We start from the raw sequence: 17,930 nt of genomic DNA on the forward strand, positions 1-17,930 counted from the left end.
GGAAGCGTCGATTATCGATGGATTCGCGCCGGGTGCGCCACCCGATGTTGGCCGGAGGTCATTGTGAAAATGTCCGGCCGCCTCGGCGCGCGTTCGCCACGCATGCGATATGGCAACGACGTGGGCACGGCGCGGCCGAAGAATGGACCGTCTGGCGCGATCGGGCCACCACGAAGCGATCGCATCCGCGTCAGACAAGCCGTTCGCGATCGGCAGCAAACAACGGGCGCACATGACGATAGAGGTCCCGGTAGCGCTGAAGCCGTTCATCGAGCAGCGCAAAGCGCGCCGCATCCGGTTGGTAAGCCGCGAGTTCGCGCGGTTTCACCAGCACACTGGCCGGCGAGGCCCCCGTCGCGAGCCAGCCAAGCCGGGCCGCCCCGAGCGCGGCAGCGGCCTCTCCGCCGAGGTGAGCGCGCACCGGGAGTCGCAACACATCCGTGACGAGTTGCGCCCAGAACCCGCTGCGCGCGCCGCCTCCGATCAGCGACAGGCTCGCGGGCGGCTCGATCCCGCTGCCGCGCAGCGCAAGCAAGCCATCGGCCGCGCCGAATGCGACGCCTTCGAGTACGGCGTACGCGAGTCTCGCGCGATCGGTGAGGTGCGAGAGCCCGAAAAACACGCCTTGCGCGAACGCGTCGTTGTGCGGCGTACGTTCGCCCGACAGATAAGGCAGAAAGACCGGCGCACTCGTCAGCGCGCCTGAATCCAGTGCGGCGACCTCCTGCAGCAACGTCGCCTCGGTCGTCGACGTCAGCTTGCAGACCCATCTCAGGCAACTGGCCGCCGACAGCACGACGCTGACCTTGAGCCAGCGCGCCGGAATCGCATGACAGAACGCGTGCGTCGCCGTCACGGGGCTGGGTCCCGACCGGTCGTCGATGACCGACAGCACGCCCGAGGTGCCCAGCGACAGGAATGCGTCGCCGCGCTGTGTCGCGCCGATACCCGCCGCACTGGCCGCATTGTCGCCGCCGCCCGTCGCGACCACGATGCCAGGCGTCAGGCCAAGCTCATCAGCAATCGCCGGCAACAGATAGCCGGCCGGGGCGCCGCCATCGAGAATCGGCGGTACCTGAGCCCGCGAGATCCCGCCGGCCTCGAGCAGCGTCTCCGACCACGAGCGACGCTCCACGTCGAGCCACAACGTGCCGGCCGCATCGGACGGATCGGTCGCCCGTTCGCCCGTCAGACGCAACCGCAAATAGTCCTTGGGCAGCAACACACAATCGAGTTGCCCGAACACCTCGGGCTCGTATTCGGCCACCCACATCACAATCGGCGCGCTGAATCCCGGCATCGGCTCGCTGCCCGCGATCTCCGCCACGGCCGCCATGCGCGCGAGCTGCTCGCATTGCGCGGCGCTGCGCATATCGTTCCAGAGCACGGCCGGGCGCAGCACGCGATTGTCGCGCCCGAGCAGCACCGGCCCGTGCATCTGGCCCGACAGCCCGATTGCGCGAACGGCGCGGTATTCGGCCGGATACGCTTCGCGCAGCGCGGCCAGTGCTTCGAGCGTGCCGCGCCACCAGTCTTGCGGATCCTGCTCGGCCCAGCGCGGCGCCGGGCGCGAGACGGTCAACGGCGCGCGTGCGTGGCCGACGGCGTGGCCGTCGTCGGCGAGCAGCAGGACTTTGACTTCCGAGGTTCCCAGGTCGATGCCTAGATACATAGGGGATGGCCGTATTCGGTGCAGCCCCGTAATCTACGCGTGCTGCTTGCCGCTTGCCACCCGTGAAGCCAACCATTGATCAATACGCCCGGCTGCGGTTCGCACGGCCAACACGAGTTTCGGTTCACCCGCCAGCTGCCCCCAGAGCCCGCGATCGGCGCAGAACGCCTCGACCGGATCTGCCGAGCCAAGCATGGCGCGCGTTGCCGCCGGATCGAACACGCCGTCCTGATACTCGTACGGCAATTCACCCGCGCCCCAGCGTTCGAGAAAGCGCAGGAACAGCGCCGGGAGCATGGCCGTCGCGGCGGGCGTCGCGCCGCGTGCGAAGCAGTCACGGAACGTCGGCGCGATAAAGCCCGGAATCTTGGAGAACCCGTCGGCGGCCACCCGCTGATTCGTGTCCTGAATATACGGATTGCCGAAACGGTCGAGCACGACATCGCGGTACTTCTCGAGATCGAGCGGGCTCGGGCTCAGGCTCGGGATCACATCCTCGGTCACGTAGTCGTAGGCGAACTTGCGGATCTCGGGGTCGTGCGTGCCTTCATGGATATAGCGCAGGCCGACCAGCGTGCCGGCCCAGGCGATGCAGCTATGCGTCGCATTGAGAATCCGGATCTTGGCTTCCTCATACGGCAGCACCGACTCGACGAGTTCGACGCCGACCTTTTCCCATGCGGGGCGGCCCGCGACGAAGTGATCCTCGATCACCCACTGAATGAACGACTCGCCCATGACCGGGCAGAGATCGTCTTCGCCGGTCGCTTCAAGCACGCGTGCACGCACTTCGGGCAGTGGCCGCGGCGTGATCCGGTCGACCATCGCGCACGGCGACTTCGTGTTGGCCTCGACCCACTGCTTGAGCTCGCCCAATCCGCGCTTGTCGAGAAACTCGATAAAGCCCGAATGAAAACGCTCGCCGTTGCTGCGCAGGTTATCGCAGGTCTGCAGCGTCACGGGACCTGCGCCGGCCTGGCGACGCGCGTCGAGAATCGCCGCGAGCGCACCGTAGATCGTCGTGCGTCCGCCTTCGAGATCGGCGGCGAGGTCGGGATACGACGGGTCGAGATGATTGTGCTCGTCGAGGTAATACCCGCCTTCCGTCACCGTGAACGCAATGATCCGCGTCTGCGGCCACGACCCGGCTTCGACGAGCGATGCCAGATCGGCCGACCACGGCAGCACGCGCGTGATCGACGTCACCGTCTCATACGCACGCTCGCCCTGGGGCGTGACCGTCTCGAGCGTGTACCGTCCGCCCTGCGACGCCAGTGCCTCGTGCGTCGGATTCATGTCGCTACGGATATTGCCCGCGGAGATCGACCACTTGCGATCGTCGTCGGTGCCCGTTTCGCGGAGCTTGTGCAGATACCAGGCCTGGTGCGCGCGATGAAACGAGCCCGTGCCGATATGAAGGATGATCCGCTCGTCCGCGCCCGGAGTATGTGAAAGTGCCATAGGTACGACCTTGATTCAGTGAAAGACGGTGACCCGGATCATGCGACCTGGAGCTGCTCGACGAACTTGCGCGGATACGCGCGGCCCTCGGCATTGAACAGGTGGCAGTGCTCGGGCATCGCGCCGAACTTGACCTGCGCGCCCTTCGGATGGCGTTCGAGCGGCGGGATGCGGGCGATCAGGCCATCGACGGCCAGCGGCGACTGCGCGTACAGGTAGGCTGCATCGCCGAGCGACTCGATGGTGAGGATCGTCGCGCGCGTACCGTCTTCCGAATGATCGATGAGCACGTGTTCGGGACGGATGCCGACCGTCACCTTGTCGCCGACTTGCGCGCCTGCCGCGGTCACCGCGACGCGTTGCATGTCGCCCGTGTCATAGCGCACCGTCACGCCATCGGCGCCGACGGCCGAGACCGTGCCGTTCAGGAAGTTCATTTTCGGCGAGCCGATAAAGCCCGCGACGAACAGGTTCGCCGGTGCGTGGTACAGCGTATCGGGCGAGCCGACCTGCTCGAGATTGCCGGCGGACAACACCACGATCTTGTCGGCGAGCGTCATCGCCTCGACCTGATCGTGCGTCACGTAAATCATCGTGGTCTTCAGCTCATCATGCAGGCGCGCGAACTCGAGGCGCATCTTCACACGCAGTGCGGCATCGAGGTTCGACAGCGGTTCGTCGAACAGAAACACCTTGGGCTTGCGCGTGATCGCACGGCCGATCGCGACGCGCTGACGCTGACCACCCGAGAGCTGCTTCGGGCGACGATCGAGCAAGTGTTCGATGTGAAGGGTCTTCGCCGCGCCGCGCACAGCGGAGTCGATCTCGTCCTTCGGCGTCTTGGCGAGCTTGAGACCGAACGCCATGTTGTCGTACAGCGTCATATGCGGGTAGAGGGCGTACGACTGGAACACCATCGCGATACCGCGCTTGGCCGGCGGCACGTCGTTCACGCGCGTCGCGTCGATCTCGAGATCGCCTTCGCTGATGTCCTCGAGACCCGCAATCATCCGCAACAGGGTCGACTTGCCGCATCCGCTGGGCCCGACGAACACGACGAATTCGCCGTCGCCGATGCTCAGGTTGATGTCCCGCAGCACTTCGACTTCGTCGTAACGCTTGCCCACGCTTTTGAGAGTAACGCTTGCCATATCGCCTCCTGGCTAGTCCTGTGCGGCGCGCAGCAGGCGCGCCGCCGAAAGTTGCGCAATCATGACCGGCAATTGCCGCATGTCCTCGAACACATGGATGGCTCCCGCATCGCGGAGCACCCGAATTTGTGCGGCGCTCGCATGCGCGCCGCCGATATAGCCGAGCACGGGCATCTTCGCGCGCACTGCGGCCGTCACACCTGTTGCGCTGTCCTCGACGACGAGGCAGCGCGCCGGCGGCACGCCGAGATCCGCCGCCGCGCGCAGATACACATCGGGCGCCGGCTTCGGATGTTCGACCCGGTCGGCACACCAGAGCCGATTGTCGAAAAACCGCGCAAGCCCCGTGCGGATCAGCGCTGTCTCTACATATTCGGTGTGGCTGTTGCTTGCACATGCCTTGGGCAGCTGAATGCGGTCGAGCGCATCGGCAATGCCCGGCACGGCCGGCGCGAGCACCGCAGCGTCTTCGACGCGCCGCCGGATCGCCGCGATGTCGTCATCGCTCAACGTTGCGCCCGCGTGCTCGGCCATTGCTTCGAGCACGCGTTCGATACGCTGACCGAGCAGCGGTTGAATCAGCGGCTCGACCTGCAGATGCGGCCAACGCTGCTCGAGCAGTTCGACCAGCACCTTCGACGCAACCGCCTCGCTGTCGATGAGCACGCCGTCGCAATCGCAAATCAGCGCATCAAATGCGGGCGCCATGGGTTCGACATTCATCAACGGTCTCCGAAGAAGCGAGGTCGCGCGGTCCACGCACCTCGCCCGGCCTCCCTGATGGCCTGCCTACTTGACCGCACCAAACGTGAGACCACGCACGAGTTGCTTTTGCGAGACCCAGCCCACGATCAGAATCGGAGCGACTGCGAGCAGTGATGCCGCAGACAGCTTTGCCCAGAACAACCCTTCAGGACTTGAATACGAGGCGATGAACACGGTCAGCGGCGCAGCGTGCGAGCTCGACAGGTTGATACTCCAGAACGCCTCGTTCCACGACATGATCACGAGCAGCAGTGCCGTCGATGCGACGCCCGGCAGCGACATCGGTACGAGCAGGAACACGATTTCCTGCCAGGTCATCGCACCGTCGATACGACCGGCCTCCAGAATGTCGCGCGGAATTTCGCAGAAGTAGGTGTAGGCCATCCACACCGCGATCGGCAGATTCATCAGCGTGTAGACGATGACGAGCCCGGTCACGGTATCGAGCAACCCTGCGTTCTTCCAGAGCACATAGATCGGGATCAGCACGCCGACCGACGGCATCATCTTCGTCGACAACATCCACAGCAGAATCTGCTGCGTCTTCTTGGTCGGGAAGAACGCCATCGCGTAGGCTGCCGGCACGGCGATGATGAGACAGATCACCGTGACGCCAAGCGAGATCAGGATCGAGTTCCACGCAAAGGCGAAGTAGTTGCTGCGCGCGAACACTTCACTGAAGCTCTCGAGCGTCGGCGTAAACAACAGCAGCGTCGAATACGCCTGTCCTTCCGACTTGAACGCGGTGATCGCCATCCAGAAGATCGGGAAGAACAGCAGCAGCGCGATGATCCATGCGACCACGCCGAGCATATTGTCGGCAAACGACGTCTTGGTTTTGGGCTTGCGCCGCTTTTTCGCGCGCACGCCCGGGGTCGTGGCCGGCGTTGCGGGTGCGTGAGCGATCGTACTGGCCATTGTGCTCACACCAGGAGCGGCACCTGCCGCCTGCGACGAAGACGCCGCACCAGGTTGACCGTAGTCGCCGCCCGATGCCGGTGAAGCCGAAGCGGAGTAACTCATGATTCATACTCCCCTTTGAGGTTGCGCGCGAGCATGCGCACAAGGAAGAACGAGACGATGTTGGCGAGCACCACCGCAATGATCCCGCCGGCGGAAGCGAGGCCGATATCGAATTGCTGCAGACCCAGCGAGTAGATCAGGTACGACAGGTTGGTCGTCGCTGTGCCCGGGCCGCCGCTCGTCGTCGTATAGATCTCGGCGAAGATCGACAGCAGGAAAATGGTTTCCATCATGATCACGACCGTGATCGGGCGCTTCAGGTGGGGCAGCGTCAGATTGAAGAACATCGAGATCGCGCCTGCACCGTCGATCTTCGCGGCTTCCTTCTGCTCCTGGTCAAGCGACTGGATCGCCGTGAACAGAATCAGGAACGCGAACGGCAGCCATTGCCATGCGACGATCAGGATCACCGCGAACATCGGATACTGGGCGAACCAGTCGATCGGCTGCAGCCCGAGCGTGATCATGGCGCGTGCAATCAGCCCGTAGACCGGATGCAGGATCATGTTCTTCCAGATCAGCGCGCTGACCGTCGGCATCACGAAGAACGGTGCAATCGCGAGCAGGCGCGCAATGCCCTGCCCCGGGAATTTGCGGTCGAACAGCACGGCCATCAATGTACCGCCGACGACCGTGATGATCAGCACGGAGCCAATCAGCACCAGCGTATTGACGATCGACGGCCAGAATGCCGGGTCGCCTGCAAGAAACTGGTAGTTCTGGATACCCGCGAAGCCCTTGAGGTCAGGGTTCAGCAGGTTGTAGTTCGACAGCGAGTACCAGATCGTCATCGCGAGCGGCACGGCCATCCAGATCAACAGGAGCGTCACCGAAGGCGACATGAGCCAGCGACTCGCTCGGCGTGCCTTGGGGGGCGTGAGGGTCGACGCGTCGACGACCACCGGACCGGTGGCGAGCGCCGCTTTCGAGTTTGCCATGATGAATTCGTCTCCTTTGTACTGCGAGTCGAGTGCGCCGCGCGGTCACCGGGCGACGGACTTCGGGTCGTCACGCGGCGTCCTGAACGCCGCGCAGACCTCTGCGACTACACTGACTGCGCGGGCGGCGCGCTGACTTCGCACCCCGCTCCGCGCTGACTGCTCATCGATGCTTCTGTGCTTCTGTGCTTCTTTGCTTCTGATTTACTTCTGATACCCGGCTTGCTTCACAGCGCGATCGGCAGCGGCATTGCCTGCAGCGAGCGCCTGGTCAACCGACATCTGACCCGCAACCGCACCCGAAATCGACTGGCCGACCACCGTACCGAACGACTGGAACTCGGGGATGCCGACGAACTGCACACCGGTGTACGGAATCTTCTGCGCCGACGAGTCATTCGGGTTGGCCGTCTGGATCGCGTTCAGCACGAAGCTTGCGAACGGAGCAGCGGACTGGTATTCCGGATTCTTGTACGTCGATTCACGCGTACCCGGCGGCACCGAAGCCCAGCCCTCGTCCTTCGCGACGAGACCGATGTAGTCCTTCGACGTGGCCCACTGGATGAACTTCTTCGCAGCGTCGGCATTCTTCGACGTCTTCGGCACGGCGAGTGCCCACGACCACAGCCAATGCGAACCCTTGGCCGTCACTTCGGTCGGCGCGGCGGCAAAGCCCACCGTGTCGGCGATCTTCGAATCCTTCTTGTTGTAGAGCATGCCGGCGGCGACGGTGGCGTCGATCCACATCGCGCACTTGCCGCCCGACATCAGCGTCAGGTTTTCATTGAAGCCGTTCGAGCTCGCTCCCGGAGGGCCATCCTTCTTGAGCAGGTCGACGTAGAAATTCACGGCCTTCTTCCACTCGGGCGACGTCAGTTGAGCGTGCCAGTTCTCGTCGAACCAGCGCCCGCCGAATGCGTTCACGAGCGTCGACACGTAGGCCATGTTTTCGCCCCAGCCGGCCTTGCCACGCAAGCAGATGCCGTACACGCCGGCCGACTTGTCGGTCAGCTTGTCCGCGAAGTCCTTGATCTGGTCGTACGTCGGTGCATCGGGCATCTTGAGACCCTTCGCCGCGAACAGATCCTTGCGGTAGAACGTCATCGAGCTTTCGACGTAGAACGGCAGCGCATAAAGCGTGCCGTTGTACGACAGGCCGTCACGCGCCGTCTTCACGACGTCGTCGATATCGTAGTCGGCAGACAGACCGGTCATCGGCGCGAGCCAGCCGCGCTTGCCCCACTGCGGCGCTTCATACGTGCCGATCGCCATCACGTCGAACTGGCCGCTGTTGGTCGTGATGTCAGTGGTTGCGCGTTGACGCAACACGTTTTCCTCGAGAATCACCCAGTTCAGCTTGATGTCCGGGTTCTGCTTCTCGAAGTTCTCGGCCGAGATCTTCTTCAGCTCGATCATGTCCGGATTGTTCAACGTCGCGATGGTGACCGTCGTGGCGGCCTGTGCATTGAACGCCGTGCAAGCGAGCATGGCGGCAGCTGCCGGAATCACGGCCTGCCACGGCCGGGAAATTCGTTTCATGTTGCGTCTCCTGAGGGTGCCGGCTTACTTGATCTTGATGGCCGGGTGTGGTGTTGCCGGTTAAAAACGATCTGGTGCGAACGAATCAATGCGAACGAACTCATGCAAACGAATCAATGCGAACGATTCAATGCAAACGACTCAATACCAACGACTTGATGCCAATGCAGTGACGCGTATGCGGTGTTGCCAATGTCGTGTTGCGCGAGCCGATGCTGCGAAGGAGCGCCGCCTGCTTCGCACCCTCCTTTGCGCTGCCGCCACCGGAACACGCCTGACGCGGTTCATCGGCGCGGCGTCGTCCGTTCAGCTCATCCAGTTACCGCCATCGACGTTGAGCGTCTGAGCGGTGATGTAGTCCGAATCGCGCGATGCGAGAAAAAGCGCCGCGCCGGTCAGGTCGTCGGGCAGACCCATGCGCCCGAGCGGAACCGCCTTGCCGACCTGCTTCTTCTTTTCACCGGGCTGCAAGCCCTCGTATTTCGCAAAGAGGCCGTCCACCGAGTCCCACATCGGCGTGTCGACGACACCCGGCGCAATGCCATTCACATTGATGTGATGCGGTGCGAGTGCGAGCGCAGCGGACTGCGTATAACTCAGCACGGCGGCCTTTGTCGCGCAGTAATGCGAGACGAGCGCTTCGCCGCGGCGTCCTGCCTGCGACGACATGTTGATGATCTTGCCGCCCTGCCCCCGCTCGACCATCTGACGCGCAACAGCCTGCATCAGGAAATACATGCCCTTCACATTGACGGCGAACAGGCGGTCGTAGATGTCCCACGACTCTTCGAGCAGCGGGCGCATATCGAACAGCGCGGCGTTGTTGAACAGGATGTCGATGTGACCAAAGTGCTCGATCGCGCTCGAGACGATGCGGTCGATGTCGTCACGGCGCGTGACGTCGGCCTGGATCGCAATCACGCGGTCCGGCCCGTAGGACGCAAAGCGCTGCGCGATATCCGCAGCGGGTTTGACGTCGACGAGCACGCATTTCGCGCCCGCTTCGAGATACCGGCGTGCTACCGCTTCACCAATACCGCTCGCCGCACCCGTAAGCACGGCCACTTTGTCGTTGAGGACCAAGATGTCTCCTGTGATTGCCTTCAGTGGGTGAGTGCACGCTTCATGAGTGCAAGATCATCCACTGAACTAAAGTCGATCATTTGTTCGTCTATTGATCGAATGATCGACAATGACGGCAACGAAGTCAAGGTCGGGTAAACACGTTTGATCTGTAACCGCGGCGCGCGCCCATGTGCGTTCGCAGTAGTCCGCGAGTCATCCGAAAGACCGGCGTCGCATCCATCGACATCCCCCGCCGATGCTGCGCCGCCGCAAACCATCCCGCTATTCGGGATCCGCTTAGAAGAATAGGCGACGAATCGTCAGTGAAAAGGCGCTTTTCGCACCGATTACCCGCGTTGTGGGACGCATCCCAATTACTCGTCGCTGCGGCGCAAAGCGAGGCATACTGAGCGCCCTCGAGCCGGGAATCCCGCATCGACCGATTGCAGCCGGTCGCTGCCGTCGCGATATCGCTCGAATCGCTTTTCCACGAATTCGCCTGACCCCGTCTGAACACGACTGAACCCGACCGAACACGTCTGAAGCACATCGATCCACGTCATGAAAATCACCAAGCTGACCACGTACCGCCTGCCGCCGCGCTGGATGTTCCTCAAGATCGAAACCGACGAGGGCATCGTCGGCTGGGGTGAGCCCGTCATCGAGGGCCGCGCGCGCACCGTCGAAGCCGCCGTTATCGAAATGGGCGAAACGCTGATCGGCCAGGACCCGTCGCGCATCAATGACATCTGGCAGACGCTCTATCGCTCGAACTTCTATCGCGGCGGCCCGATCCTCATGAGCGCGATCGCCGGTATCGATCAGGCGCTCTGGGACATCAAGGGCAAGAAGCTTGGCGTGCCGGTGTATGAACTGCTCGGCGGCCTGGTGCGCGACAAGATGAAGACGTACAGCTGGGTGGGCGGCGATCGTCCCGACGACATCGTCGAGCACATGAAAAAGCTCATGGCCGTGGGCTTCGATACGTTCAAGATGAACGGCTGCGAAGAAATGGGCATCGTCGATACGGCGCGCGCCGTCGACAAGGCTGTCGCGAAGATCGGCGAGATCCGCTCGAAGCTCGGCAACTCGGTCGACTTCGGCCTCGATTTCCACGGCCGCGTGTCGGCTCCGATGGCGCCCGTGCTCATCAAGGAGCTCGAACCGTTCCGGCCGTTGTTCATCGAAGAGCCGGTGCTCGCCGAACAAGCCGAGTATTACCCGAAGCTGGCCGAGCGCACGTTTATCCCGATCGCTGCGGGCGAGCGCATGTTCTCTCGCTTCGAATTCAAGCGCGTCTTCGCGCAAGGCGGCCTGTCGATCGTCCAGCCTGACCTGTCGCACGCCGGTGGCATCACGGAATGCGTGAAGATCGCGTCGATGGCCGAAGCATATGACATCGCGCTGGCGCCGCATTGCCCGCTCGGCCCGATCGCACTCGCATCGTGCCTCCACGTCGACTTCGTCTCGCGCAACGCCGTGCTGCAGGAACAGAGCATGGGCATCCACTACAACCAGGGTGGCGAGGTCAACGATTACATCAAGAACAAGGATGTCTTCAAGTTCGACAACGGCCATATCCATGCAATGAAGGGCCCGGGCCTGGGCGTCGAGATCGACGAGGAAGTCGTTATCGAGCGCAGCAAGAATGCACCCGACTGGCATAACCCGGTCTGGCGTCATGCAGACGGCGCGGTCGCCGAATGGTGATCGGCTGATCCTTCCTTCTGACGCTTCCTTACGCGGGGTTACGCCGTTTGAAATTGAAAACGTGCGTCCCCGCATATTGAAGATTCTGTAACGAAAGCAGTGCTTATCGTGAGAACTCCCTCCACACCGGAGAACCAGGAGACCACCATGAGCATCAGCAGTCTGACCGGCAGCTCGGCGAGCTACGGCCTCTACGCTTTGCAATCGGGCAGCACGTCGTCGTGCGGCTCGTCGACGGATGCATCGAGCACGAGCGCGTCGAGCAGCTCGGGCACGTCGAGCACCAACCCCTTCATCGCCGCGCTCGAGAAGACGCTCGCCGAACTCGGCTTGTCGAGCGACCTGTCGACCACGTCATCGGGCACGACGACCACGGCCTCGACGGGCACGACCGCATCGACTTCGACATCGGGTACCTCCACCGATGCAACGTCGACCGCTTCGACCTCATCAACGTCATCGACCGACGATGCGTCGTCGACCAGCAGCACCGATCCGTCGACATCGACCGCGCTGCAGGAGCTCATCGGCGCGATGTTCCAGATGCTCTCGAGCATGCAGCCCGGCACGCAATCCGCGTCGACCGATTCGAGCGACAGCAGCGACTCGTCGATCAGCGCCGCGGGCAATACGCCGCCGCCCCCGCCCTCGGGGGGTTACGGTGACCTCGGCGGCGCACTGAACGCCCTCGCCCAGGCGATTGGCGCGAGCAGTGCGTCGACCAGTTCGGACAGCTCGACATCCAGCGATACGGCATCGAGCGACACGTCGTCGGATTCGTCGGGCACCTCGAGCACCTCGAGCACTGCATCGACATCGGGCACATCGTCGCTGAGCAGCGATATCGCCACCCTCGAAAGCGACTTCTCGAGCACCTTTGGATCGACCTCCGGCACCTCGCTCGAAACGTTCGTCCAGACGCTCGCCGACAACCTCCGGCCCGGTCAGGGCTTCGGTCAGGCCGGCAGCTTCGTGAGCACGTCCGCCTGACCGTGCGCACTGCGGATCCGATGCGCGCATTCCCCGCGTCGCGCATCGGATTCGCCGCAACGCCCCCGGCGGCTTTTGCCGGAAAAATCTCCCGGGAACTCGCCCGAAACCACCTTCCCCACCCCGCAAAGCCCGACCCGGCAAGGCCGTCCGCGAATTGTCCTGAGCCTGTGCCCATCGGCAGGGTAAGGCGCGGTAAGGCAAAAACGCCCGCCCAGGTAAGGAACGTAAGCTGCGGCGGCTCCTGCAAACGCGTGTGCGTCATAGAATGAACCGCATGAAACCTCATGTACTTGTCGTCGACGACGATCCCGTGGTGCGCGACCTGCTGCGCCGCGTTCTTCAGGGCAGCGGCATGGATGTCTCCGTGCTGCACGATGCGTCCGGCCTGCGCCGCCGGCTCACGCTCGAACGACCGTCACTGATCCTGCTCGACATCATGATGCCGAACCTCGACGGTCTGCAGGCGCTCAAAGCGTTGCGAGAAGCCGGCGACGACGTGCCGGTGATTTTTCTGTCGGGACGCGGCGGTGTCGTCGATCGCGTCGTCGGGCTCGAATTCGGTGCCGACGACTATCTGACCAAACCGTGCGATTCGCGCGAACTGCTCGCCCGCATCAATGCCGTGCTGCGTCGCCGGGGCCGCGTGCCAAGCGCCGCGCCGGAGCAACGCGATACGTTCTCGTTCGGTCCGTTTGTGCTGGACTACACAACGCGTACGCTGGTTCGAGAAGGCGTGCGCCTGGAACTGCGAGACGGCGAATACGCCTTGCTCAAGGTCTTCAGCACACACCCGCTCACGGTCCTGTCGCGTGCGCGCCTGCACGATCTGCTGCACGGCGACGACTACGCGTTTCGCGATCGCTCGCTCGACGTTTCCGCATGGCGCCTGCGCCGCGTCATCGAGACGGACCCGTCAAACCCGCGCTACGTTCAGACCGTACGCGGCAAGGGCTACATCTTCGTGCCGGACGCGCGTGAATTTGCAGAGCTCGGGATCGGCGCCGACGTCGTATGAAGTCGTGGTGGCATTCGAGGCAGTCGCCGCAGCTTGAGCACGCGGACCGCAATCCGCATGCGCGGCGCAGCGCGGGGTTTCGCGCACGCTTCGACACCTTGTTCGTACGCCTCGCCCTGACCTCACTGGTCGTCGTGTTGCTCGTGCAGATCGGAGGCATCGCGATCCTCGTGCTTCAACGCCCGAAGCACGATGTGGAAGGGTACGCGCGCGGCCTGCAGATCGCGATTGAAACTGCGCATCTCCACGAACAGACAGGCTCGGTGCGGCCTCCTGAATTCACCATGCCGCGGATGCCCTCCCATGCGATGGCATCGCGCGGAATCGATGCGGCTCGAAATCCGGGTGGCTCAGGTAGCGCGGGCGGACCCGGTGGACCGCCGCCCTCCGCGGGGCCGGGACACGACAGTCTCCAGCCGCCGGGCCCCCGCTACGATGACAGCATGCCCCCGCCGGGTCCCGACGCAATGGGCCGCCCTCCCGATGGCGACCCCATGCAACCTCCCCCCGACATGGACCCGATGCACCGGCCGCCCAATATGGACCCGATGCATCATCCGCGCCGCGTGCGCTACGTCGACGCAACGGCGTCCGAAGCGCTCGCATTGCCGGCCCCGACCCGCGTCATGAGTTCGCACCTGTTGACGCTGCTCGCGGCGCGCCTGCCCACGGGCACCGATATCCGCGTCGACCATGAACAGCCGACCAATCTGTGGGTCCGCTATCCGGCCAGCGCGCGATGGATCGTGATGCCATTCGACGAGCCGCCGTCGCCGCCGTTTCTGATCGAGCTCAGCGTGATGGCCATCGCGTCGATCGTCCTTGCGCTGATCGCCGCGTGGCAACTCCAGCTTCCGGTTCAACGCGTCGCGCAGGCAGCGCGTGCTTTTGGCCGCTCGCAGCGTTTGCCACCGGTCGAAACCAGTGGTCCGCGTGAATTGCGCGAACTCGCGCATTCGTTCAACGACATGATGCAACGTGTCGAAGACGCGGAGAACAGCCAGGCGGTGATGCTGGCCGGCGTGGCGCATGACCTCAAGTCGCCGCTGATGCGCCTCAGGCTGCGCGCCGACCTGCTGGACGATACGAGCGAGCGGCAGGGCTTTCTGCGCGATGTCGAATCGCTGACGCATATCGTCGAGCAGTTCCTCCTGTTCGCGAACGAGTCGGCCGACCCCGGCCCGCTCGTCCGGGTCGATGAGGCGCTGCGAGAGCAATACGGCGGGTCCGATGCGACGGACGACCCCGAGGTCGAAGCATTGTTCGGGCTGTCGCTGTCGGCAGGCGACGCGTTCACGCTGCCACGCACGCTCGTCGACCGCCTCGTCGGGAACCTCGTCGACAACGCGCTTGATCACGGCGAGCCGCCCGTTCTCATCTCGACGCGCCGGGAGGGCGACTATTGGGTCATCGAAGTTCGCGATCACGGTCCGGGTATCGAGCCCGACCTGATTGCGTCCGTGATTCAGCCCTTCGTGCGGCTCGACTCGTCGCGCGGCGGCGAAGGTCATTGCGGCCTCGGGCTCGCCATCGTGCACCGGCTCGCGCAAGAGCGCGGCGGCGCATGTGTGTTTGCGAATGTACCGGACGGCGGTCTGGCCGTGTCGATCCGCCTGCCCGTCGGACAAGGCCAGACGCCCGTCACCAGGGCTGACCGCTCTCCATGAAATCGCTTTGTGAAATCGGCATCCGCGCTTCGTGCGGAGAATGGCTGAGTCTGCCGCCCCGGGCAGACGTCACCGTCGCGAGTCCCTGAGCTGGAAAGCTCCTCGGAAAGGTCGCCGCGGCACACGCCTTTCGACGAGGATGCCTGTCCCATGAGCACAACGCCCCGAAACACGACGACCCGTGAAACAAAGACCGCAGTAGTAAAGACCCGCGCGCTAAAACTGGTTGGCCTGGCCGCATTGACGATTGCGTTGTGCGGTTCGCAAGCCCAATGCGTACTCGGCGCCAAACCCACCTCGGCGGCCTCGCAATCCGGCATCGAGCAGCAGTGGTTCGACCGATCGATCCGCCCTCAGGACGATCTGTATCGCGCAACGAATGGCCGTTGGATCGACAAGACGCCTATACCCGCCAATCGAAGTTCGATCGGCTATCGGCAGGACGCCGAAGCCCGGTCCCAGCGCCTCATGCTCGAGATGCTGGAAGGTGCGGCGGCTTCCTCCGCGCCGGCCGGCACGCCGATGCAGCGGCTAGGCGACTTCTATGCGAGCTATATGGACGAAGCTCGTCTCGCCGCACTTGGCAAGTCGCCGCTCGATTCCACGTTCGAGCGTATTAATGCGATTCACGGAGTGGACGATGTCGCGAAAGTACTGGCCTACCTCGAATCCGTCGACGTGCAGACCGTCTTCAGTTTCTGGATCTCGCCGGATCGCCGCGACACGAAGCATCACATCCTGAATTTCATTTCATTCGGAACGACGGTAGACGACGCGACGTATCTCGACCAGGACGCACATTCCGTCGAAGTTCGCGCGCGCTTGTCGGACTATGTCGCACGGATCCTTGAACTATCGGGAGATGCCGACGCGCGCCGCAACGCGCAGCGTATCGTCGAATTCGAGCGTGCGATCGCAGTCGCCCGTTCCGGGACGGCGCAGTCGAGTGGAACCGCCATTGCCACACGCAGCGACAATACCTACTCGTTTTCCGAGATCGAAGCGTTCGCACCGCATTTCAACTGGTCCGCCTATTGGGCGGCAGCAGGGATAGCGGGCCGGGCCAACGCCATGTACATCGCGAATCCCAACGAGATGGCATCGCTTGACAGCCTGCTTGCACGCACATCGATCGACACGATCAAGACTTACCTCAGGTATCACTACGCCACTGCCCGGGCGCAGTATCTGAACACGTCTTTCGAAGACGCCCATTTTGCGTTCTTCGCCAAAGTGCTGTCCGGACAGACCGAACCGTCATCGCGTTCGTCGCGAGGCGTCAAAGCCGTGACGGAGAATATCCTCGATGAAGCGGGCGTCGAATACGGCAAGCGGCACTTCACGCGAAATCAGAAGGCCTATGTCCAGGCGATGTTCAGCAACTTGAAACAAGCCTATGCGGAGCGTATCGCGCACGCCAGCTGGATGGAGCCGCAGACGCGCCAGCATGCGCTGCTCAAGCTCGAAAAGATGACGGCACACCTCGGTGCCCCCGACAGCACATCCTCGCTCATCGACTATTCGAAGCTCGTGATCGCGCGCGACGATCTCTTCGGCAATGTCGAGCGGGCACAACGCGAAAACTACAATCATCGCATTGCCCAACTCGATCGACCGGTCGACAAGAATCAATGGCAAGTCGATGCCTTTGAGGTCAGCGCACACTATTCGACAGGCACCAACCAGGTCATCATGGCAGCGGGCATGATGCAGCCTCCGTTTTTCTATCCCGACGCTGACGATGCGATCAACTACAGCGGCCTCGGCCTCGTCATGGGCCATGAGATATCGCATGCCTTCGATGTTGACGGCTCACAACGTGACGCGAACGGCAACCAGCGCAACTGGTGGACAGAGGCTGATCGTACGCAGTACCGGACAAGGACCCGACGGCTTGAGGATCAATTCAACGCCTATTCCCCTCTGCCCGGCTATCACATCGACGGCGCGAGAACCTTGTCGGAAAACATCGCCGAGAGCGCGGGCCTGGATGCCGCTTATCACGCCTACAAGATTTCACTCGGCAAAAAGACGCCCGCTGTGATCGACGGACTCACCGGTGAGCAGCGCTTTTATCACGGCTTCGCGCAACTGCACCGGAGCAAGATGACCGACGCCGCGATGATTCAATACATCAAGTCCGACACGCACTCGCCGGCCCCGTTCCGCGTCAACGGGACCGTGCGCAACCAGCAAGGCTTTTACGACGCGTTCGGCGTCAAGCCGACCGACAAGCTATACCTGGCGCCCGACCAGCGGTTCTCGTTGTGGTGACGATCCGCGGACTTAACGCCTGGCCGCCGGCGCCATCGCATCCAGACGTGCAAGCGTTTCGTCCAGCGCATCGTGCAGTGTGGCAATGGCCTCGTCCGCATGCGCAGGCTTGAGCTGCGCATCGGCGAGACGATGCATCACCAGGTTGCGCAGCATCGGATCGTGCGTCTTTGACAGCACACTTCGATAGAAAGCAGGCAACTCGCCGGCCCGGCCCGTATCGATATAGAGACCTTCGATCTCGTCTATCGTCTCGATCGCCGCATGGAGCTCAGGCGGACCATCGGGTCGTCCGCCAAACGGGCGCGGCCCTGGCATTCCCGCCCCTGGCGTCATGAGGGGCGGTCCATCGTGCAACATGGGATGCCCCGGTACGCCGTTCGAAGCGACTGGCGAGTCGGCGGCCACACGGCTGTCCGCCGATACGGCGCCGGACGATGCAGCATCGGAGAATGCCGCGTGTGAATCGGCGGCGATCTGCATTGCGGTGTTGGGTACGCTCGTCGAACCCTGTGTTTCAGCGGCGAACGAGAGTGTCGGCACGCTCAGGCTGCACACGGCGCAGAGCACGCATGTCTTTGCGAATTTCATATCCAATCCTCGTGAGACGGTGATTGGCGCCGGTCTTTTGACCAGGACCATGGCTCAAGCGTGACA

At 63.1% G+C, this 17,930-nt stretch carries 13 protein-coding genes and 1 pseudogene; 5 read left to right on the forward strand and 9 right to left on the reverse strand.

What is annotated here, in order from left to right:
* Positions 1-190: 190 nt before the first annotated feature.
* The 8 genes and pseudogenes from xylB to ACMFWR_RS16675 form a co-directional block, all read right to left on the reverse strand.
* On the reverse strand, positions 191-1,672 hold the full coding sequence (xylB, locus tag ACMFWR_RS16640; protein WP_413192698.1) for a xylulokinase: 1,482 nt from the start codon (positions 1,670-1,672) through the stop codon (positions 191-193).
* Between the two features lie 33 nt (positions 1,673-1,705).
* Complete coding sequence (gene dalD, locus ACMFWR_RS16645) at positions 1,706-3,133, reverse strand: D-arabinitol 4-dehydrogenase (protein WP_413192699.1); 1,428 nt, start codon at positions 3,131-3,133, stop codon at positions 1,706-1,708.
* 38 nt (positions 3,134-3,171) lie between these two features.
* On the reverse strand, positions 3,172-4,284 hold the full coding sequence (locus ACMFWR_RS16650; RefSeq protein WP_413192700.1) for an ABC transporter ATP-binding protein: 1,113 nt from the start codon (positions 4,282-4,284) through the stop codon (positions 3,172-3,174).
* Positions 4,285-4,296: 12 nt separating this feature from the next.
* On the reverse strand, positions 4,297-5,007 hold the full coding sequence (locus tag ACMFWR_RS16655; protein ID WP_413192701.1) for an HAD family hydrolase: 711 nt from the start codon (positions 5,005-5,007) through the stop codon (positions 4,297-4,299).
* Positions 5,008-5,073: 66 nt separating this feature from the next.
* A pseudogene (locus ACMFWR_RS16660) lies at positions 5,074-5,856 on the reverse strand (carbohydrate ABC transporter permease); the annotation flags it as partial.
* A 212-nt stretch (positions 5,857-6,068) separates the two neighbouring features.
* The gene (locus ACMFWR_RS16665) at positions 6,069-7,010 is read right to left on the reverse strand and encodes a carbohydrate ABC transporter permease (RefSeq protein ID WP_413192702.1); all 942 of its coding nucleotides are present in this window, start codon (positions 7,008-7,010) and stop codon (positions 6,069-6,071) included.
* A gap of 204 nt (positions 7,011-7,214) precedes the next feature.
* On the reverse strand, positions 7,215-8,549 hold the full coding sequence (locus tag ACMFWR_RS16670; protein ID WP_413192703.1) for an ABC transporter substrate-binding protein: 1,335 nt from the start codon (positions 8,547-8,549) through the stop codon (positions 7,215-7,217).
* 306 nt (positions 8,550-8,855) lie between these two features.
* Positions 8,856-9,632, reverse strand: a complete 777-nt coding sequence (locus ACMFWR_RS16675) for an L-iditol 2-dehydrogenase (RefSeq protein WP_413192704.1) — start codon at positions 9,630-9,632, stop codon at positions 8,856-8,858.
* Between the two features lie 543 nt (positions 9,633-10,175).
* Between ACMFWR_RS16675 and dgoD the strand changes: the two genes are divergently transcribed.
* The 5 genes from dgoD to ACMFWR_RS16700 all read left to right on the forward strand — a co-directional run bounded on the left by dgoD (position 10,176) and on the right by ACMFWR_RS16700 (position 17,273).
* On the forward strand, positions 10,176-11,324 hold the full coding sequence (gene dgoD / locus ACMFWR_RS16680) for a galactonate dehydratase (protein WP_413192705.1): 1,149 nt from the start codon (positions 10,176-10,178) through the stop codon (positions 11,322-11,324).
* Between the two features lie 147 nt (positions 11,325-11,471).
* Positions 11,472-12,314 carry a hypothetical protein gene (locus ACMFWR_RS16685; RefSeq protein ID WP_413192706.1) on the forward strand — a complete coding sequence of 281 codons (843 nt, stop codon included), beginning with the start codon at positions 11,472-11,474 and terminating at the stop codon, positions 12,312-12,314.
* A gap of 277 nt (positions 12,315-12,591) precedes the next feature.
* Positions 12,592-13,332 carry a response regulator gene (locus ACMFWR_RS16690; protein ID WP_413192707.1) on the forward strand — a complete coding sequence of 247 codons (741 nt, stop codon included), beginning with the start codon at positions 12,592-12,594 and terminating at the stop codon, positions 13,330-13,332.
* Positions 13,329-14,999, forward strand: coding sequence for an ATP-binding protein (locus ACMFWR_RS16695; RefSeq protein ID WP_413192708.1), 1,671 nt, complete (start codon positions 13,329-13,331; stop codon positions 14,997-14,999). Before ACMFWR_RS16690 ends, ACMFWR_RS16695 begins: the two co-directional genes overlap by 4 nt.
* A 150-nt stretch (positions 15,000-15,149) precedes the next feature.
* The gene (locus ACMFWR_RS16700) at positions 15,150-17,273 is read left to right on the forward strand and encodes a M13 family metallopeptidase (protein WP_413192709.1); all 2,124 of its coding nucleotides are present in this window, start codon (positions 15,150-15,152) and stop codon (positions 17,271-17,273) included.
* A 12-nt stretch (positions 17,274-17,285) separates the two neighbouring features.
* On the opposite strand, the gene ACMFWR_RS16705 is transcribed toward ACMFWR_RS16700, so the two are convergent.
* Positions 17,286-17,864, reverse strand: coding sequence for a hypothetical protein (locus tag ACMFWR_RS16705; protein ID WP_413192710.1), 579 nt, complete (start codon positions 17,862-17,864; stop codon positions 17,286-17,288).
* Between the last annotated feature and the right edge of the window lie 66 nt (positions 17,865-17,930).

The sequence above is a fragment of the Pararobbsia alpina genome (assembly GCF_965118125.1).
Lineage (GTDB): Bacteria > Pseudomonadota > Gammaproteobacteria > Burkholderiales > Burkholderiaceae > Pararobbsia > Pararobbsia alpina_A.

Bases quoted from the DNA above. Each gene is read 5' to 3' on its own strand.
- xylB (WP_413192698.1), bottom strand. From the start codon at position 1,672: ATGTATCTAGGCATCGACCTGGGAACCTCGGAAGTCAAAGTCCTGCTG.
- dalD (WP_413192699.1), bottom strand. From the start codon at position 3,133: ATGGCACTTTCACATACTCCGGGCGCGGACGAGCGGATCATCCTTCAT.
- ACMFWR_RS16650 (WP_413192700.1), bottom strand. From the start codon at position 4,284: ATGGCAAGCGTTACTCTCAAAAGCGTGGGCAAGCGTTACGACGAAGTC.
- ACMFWR_RS16655 (WP_413192701.1), bottom strand. From the start codon at position 5,007: ATGAATGTCGAACCCATGGCGCCCGCATTTGATGCGCTGATTTGCGAT.
- ACMFWR_RS16665 (WP_413192702.1), bottom strand. From the start codon at position 7,010: ATGGCAAACTCGAAAGCGGCGCTCGCCACCGGTCCGGTGGTCGTCGAC.
- ACMFWR_RS16670 (WP_413192703.1), bottom strand. From the start codon at position 8,549: ATGAAACGAATTTCCCGGCCGTGGCAGGCCGTGATTCCGGCAGCTGCC.
- dgoD (WP_413192705.1), top strand. From the start codon at position 10,176: ATGAAAATCACCAAGCTGACCACGTACCGCCTGCCGCCGCGCTGGATG.
- ACMFWR_RS16685 (WP_413192706.1), top strand. From the start codon at position 11,472: ATGAGCATCAGCAGTCTGACCGGCAGCTCGGCGAGCTACGGCCTCTAC.
- ACMFWR_RS16690 (WP_413192707.1), top strand. From the start codon at position 12,592: ATGAAACCTCATGTACTTGTCGTCGACGACGATCCCGTGGTGCGCGAC.
- ACMFWR_RS16695 (WP_413192708.1), top strand. From the start codon at position 13,329: ATGAAGTCGTGGTGGCATTCGAGGCAGTCGCCGCAGCTTGAGCACGCG.
- ACMFWR_RS16700 (WP_413192709.1), top strand. From the start codon at position 15,150: ATGAGCACAACGCCCCGAAACACGACGACCCGTGAAACAAAGACCGCA.
- ACMFWR_RS16705 (WP_413192710.1), bottom strand. From the start codon at position 17,864: ATGAAATTCGCAAAGACATGCGTGCTCTGCGCCGTGTGCAGCCTGAGC.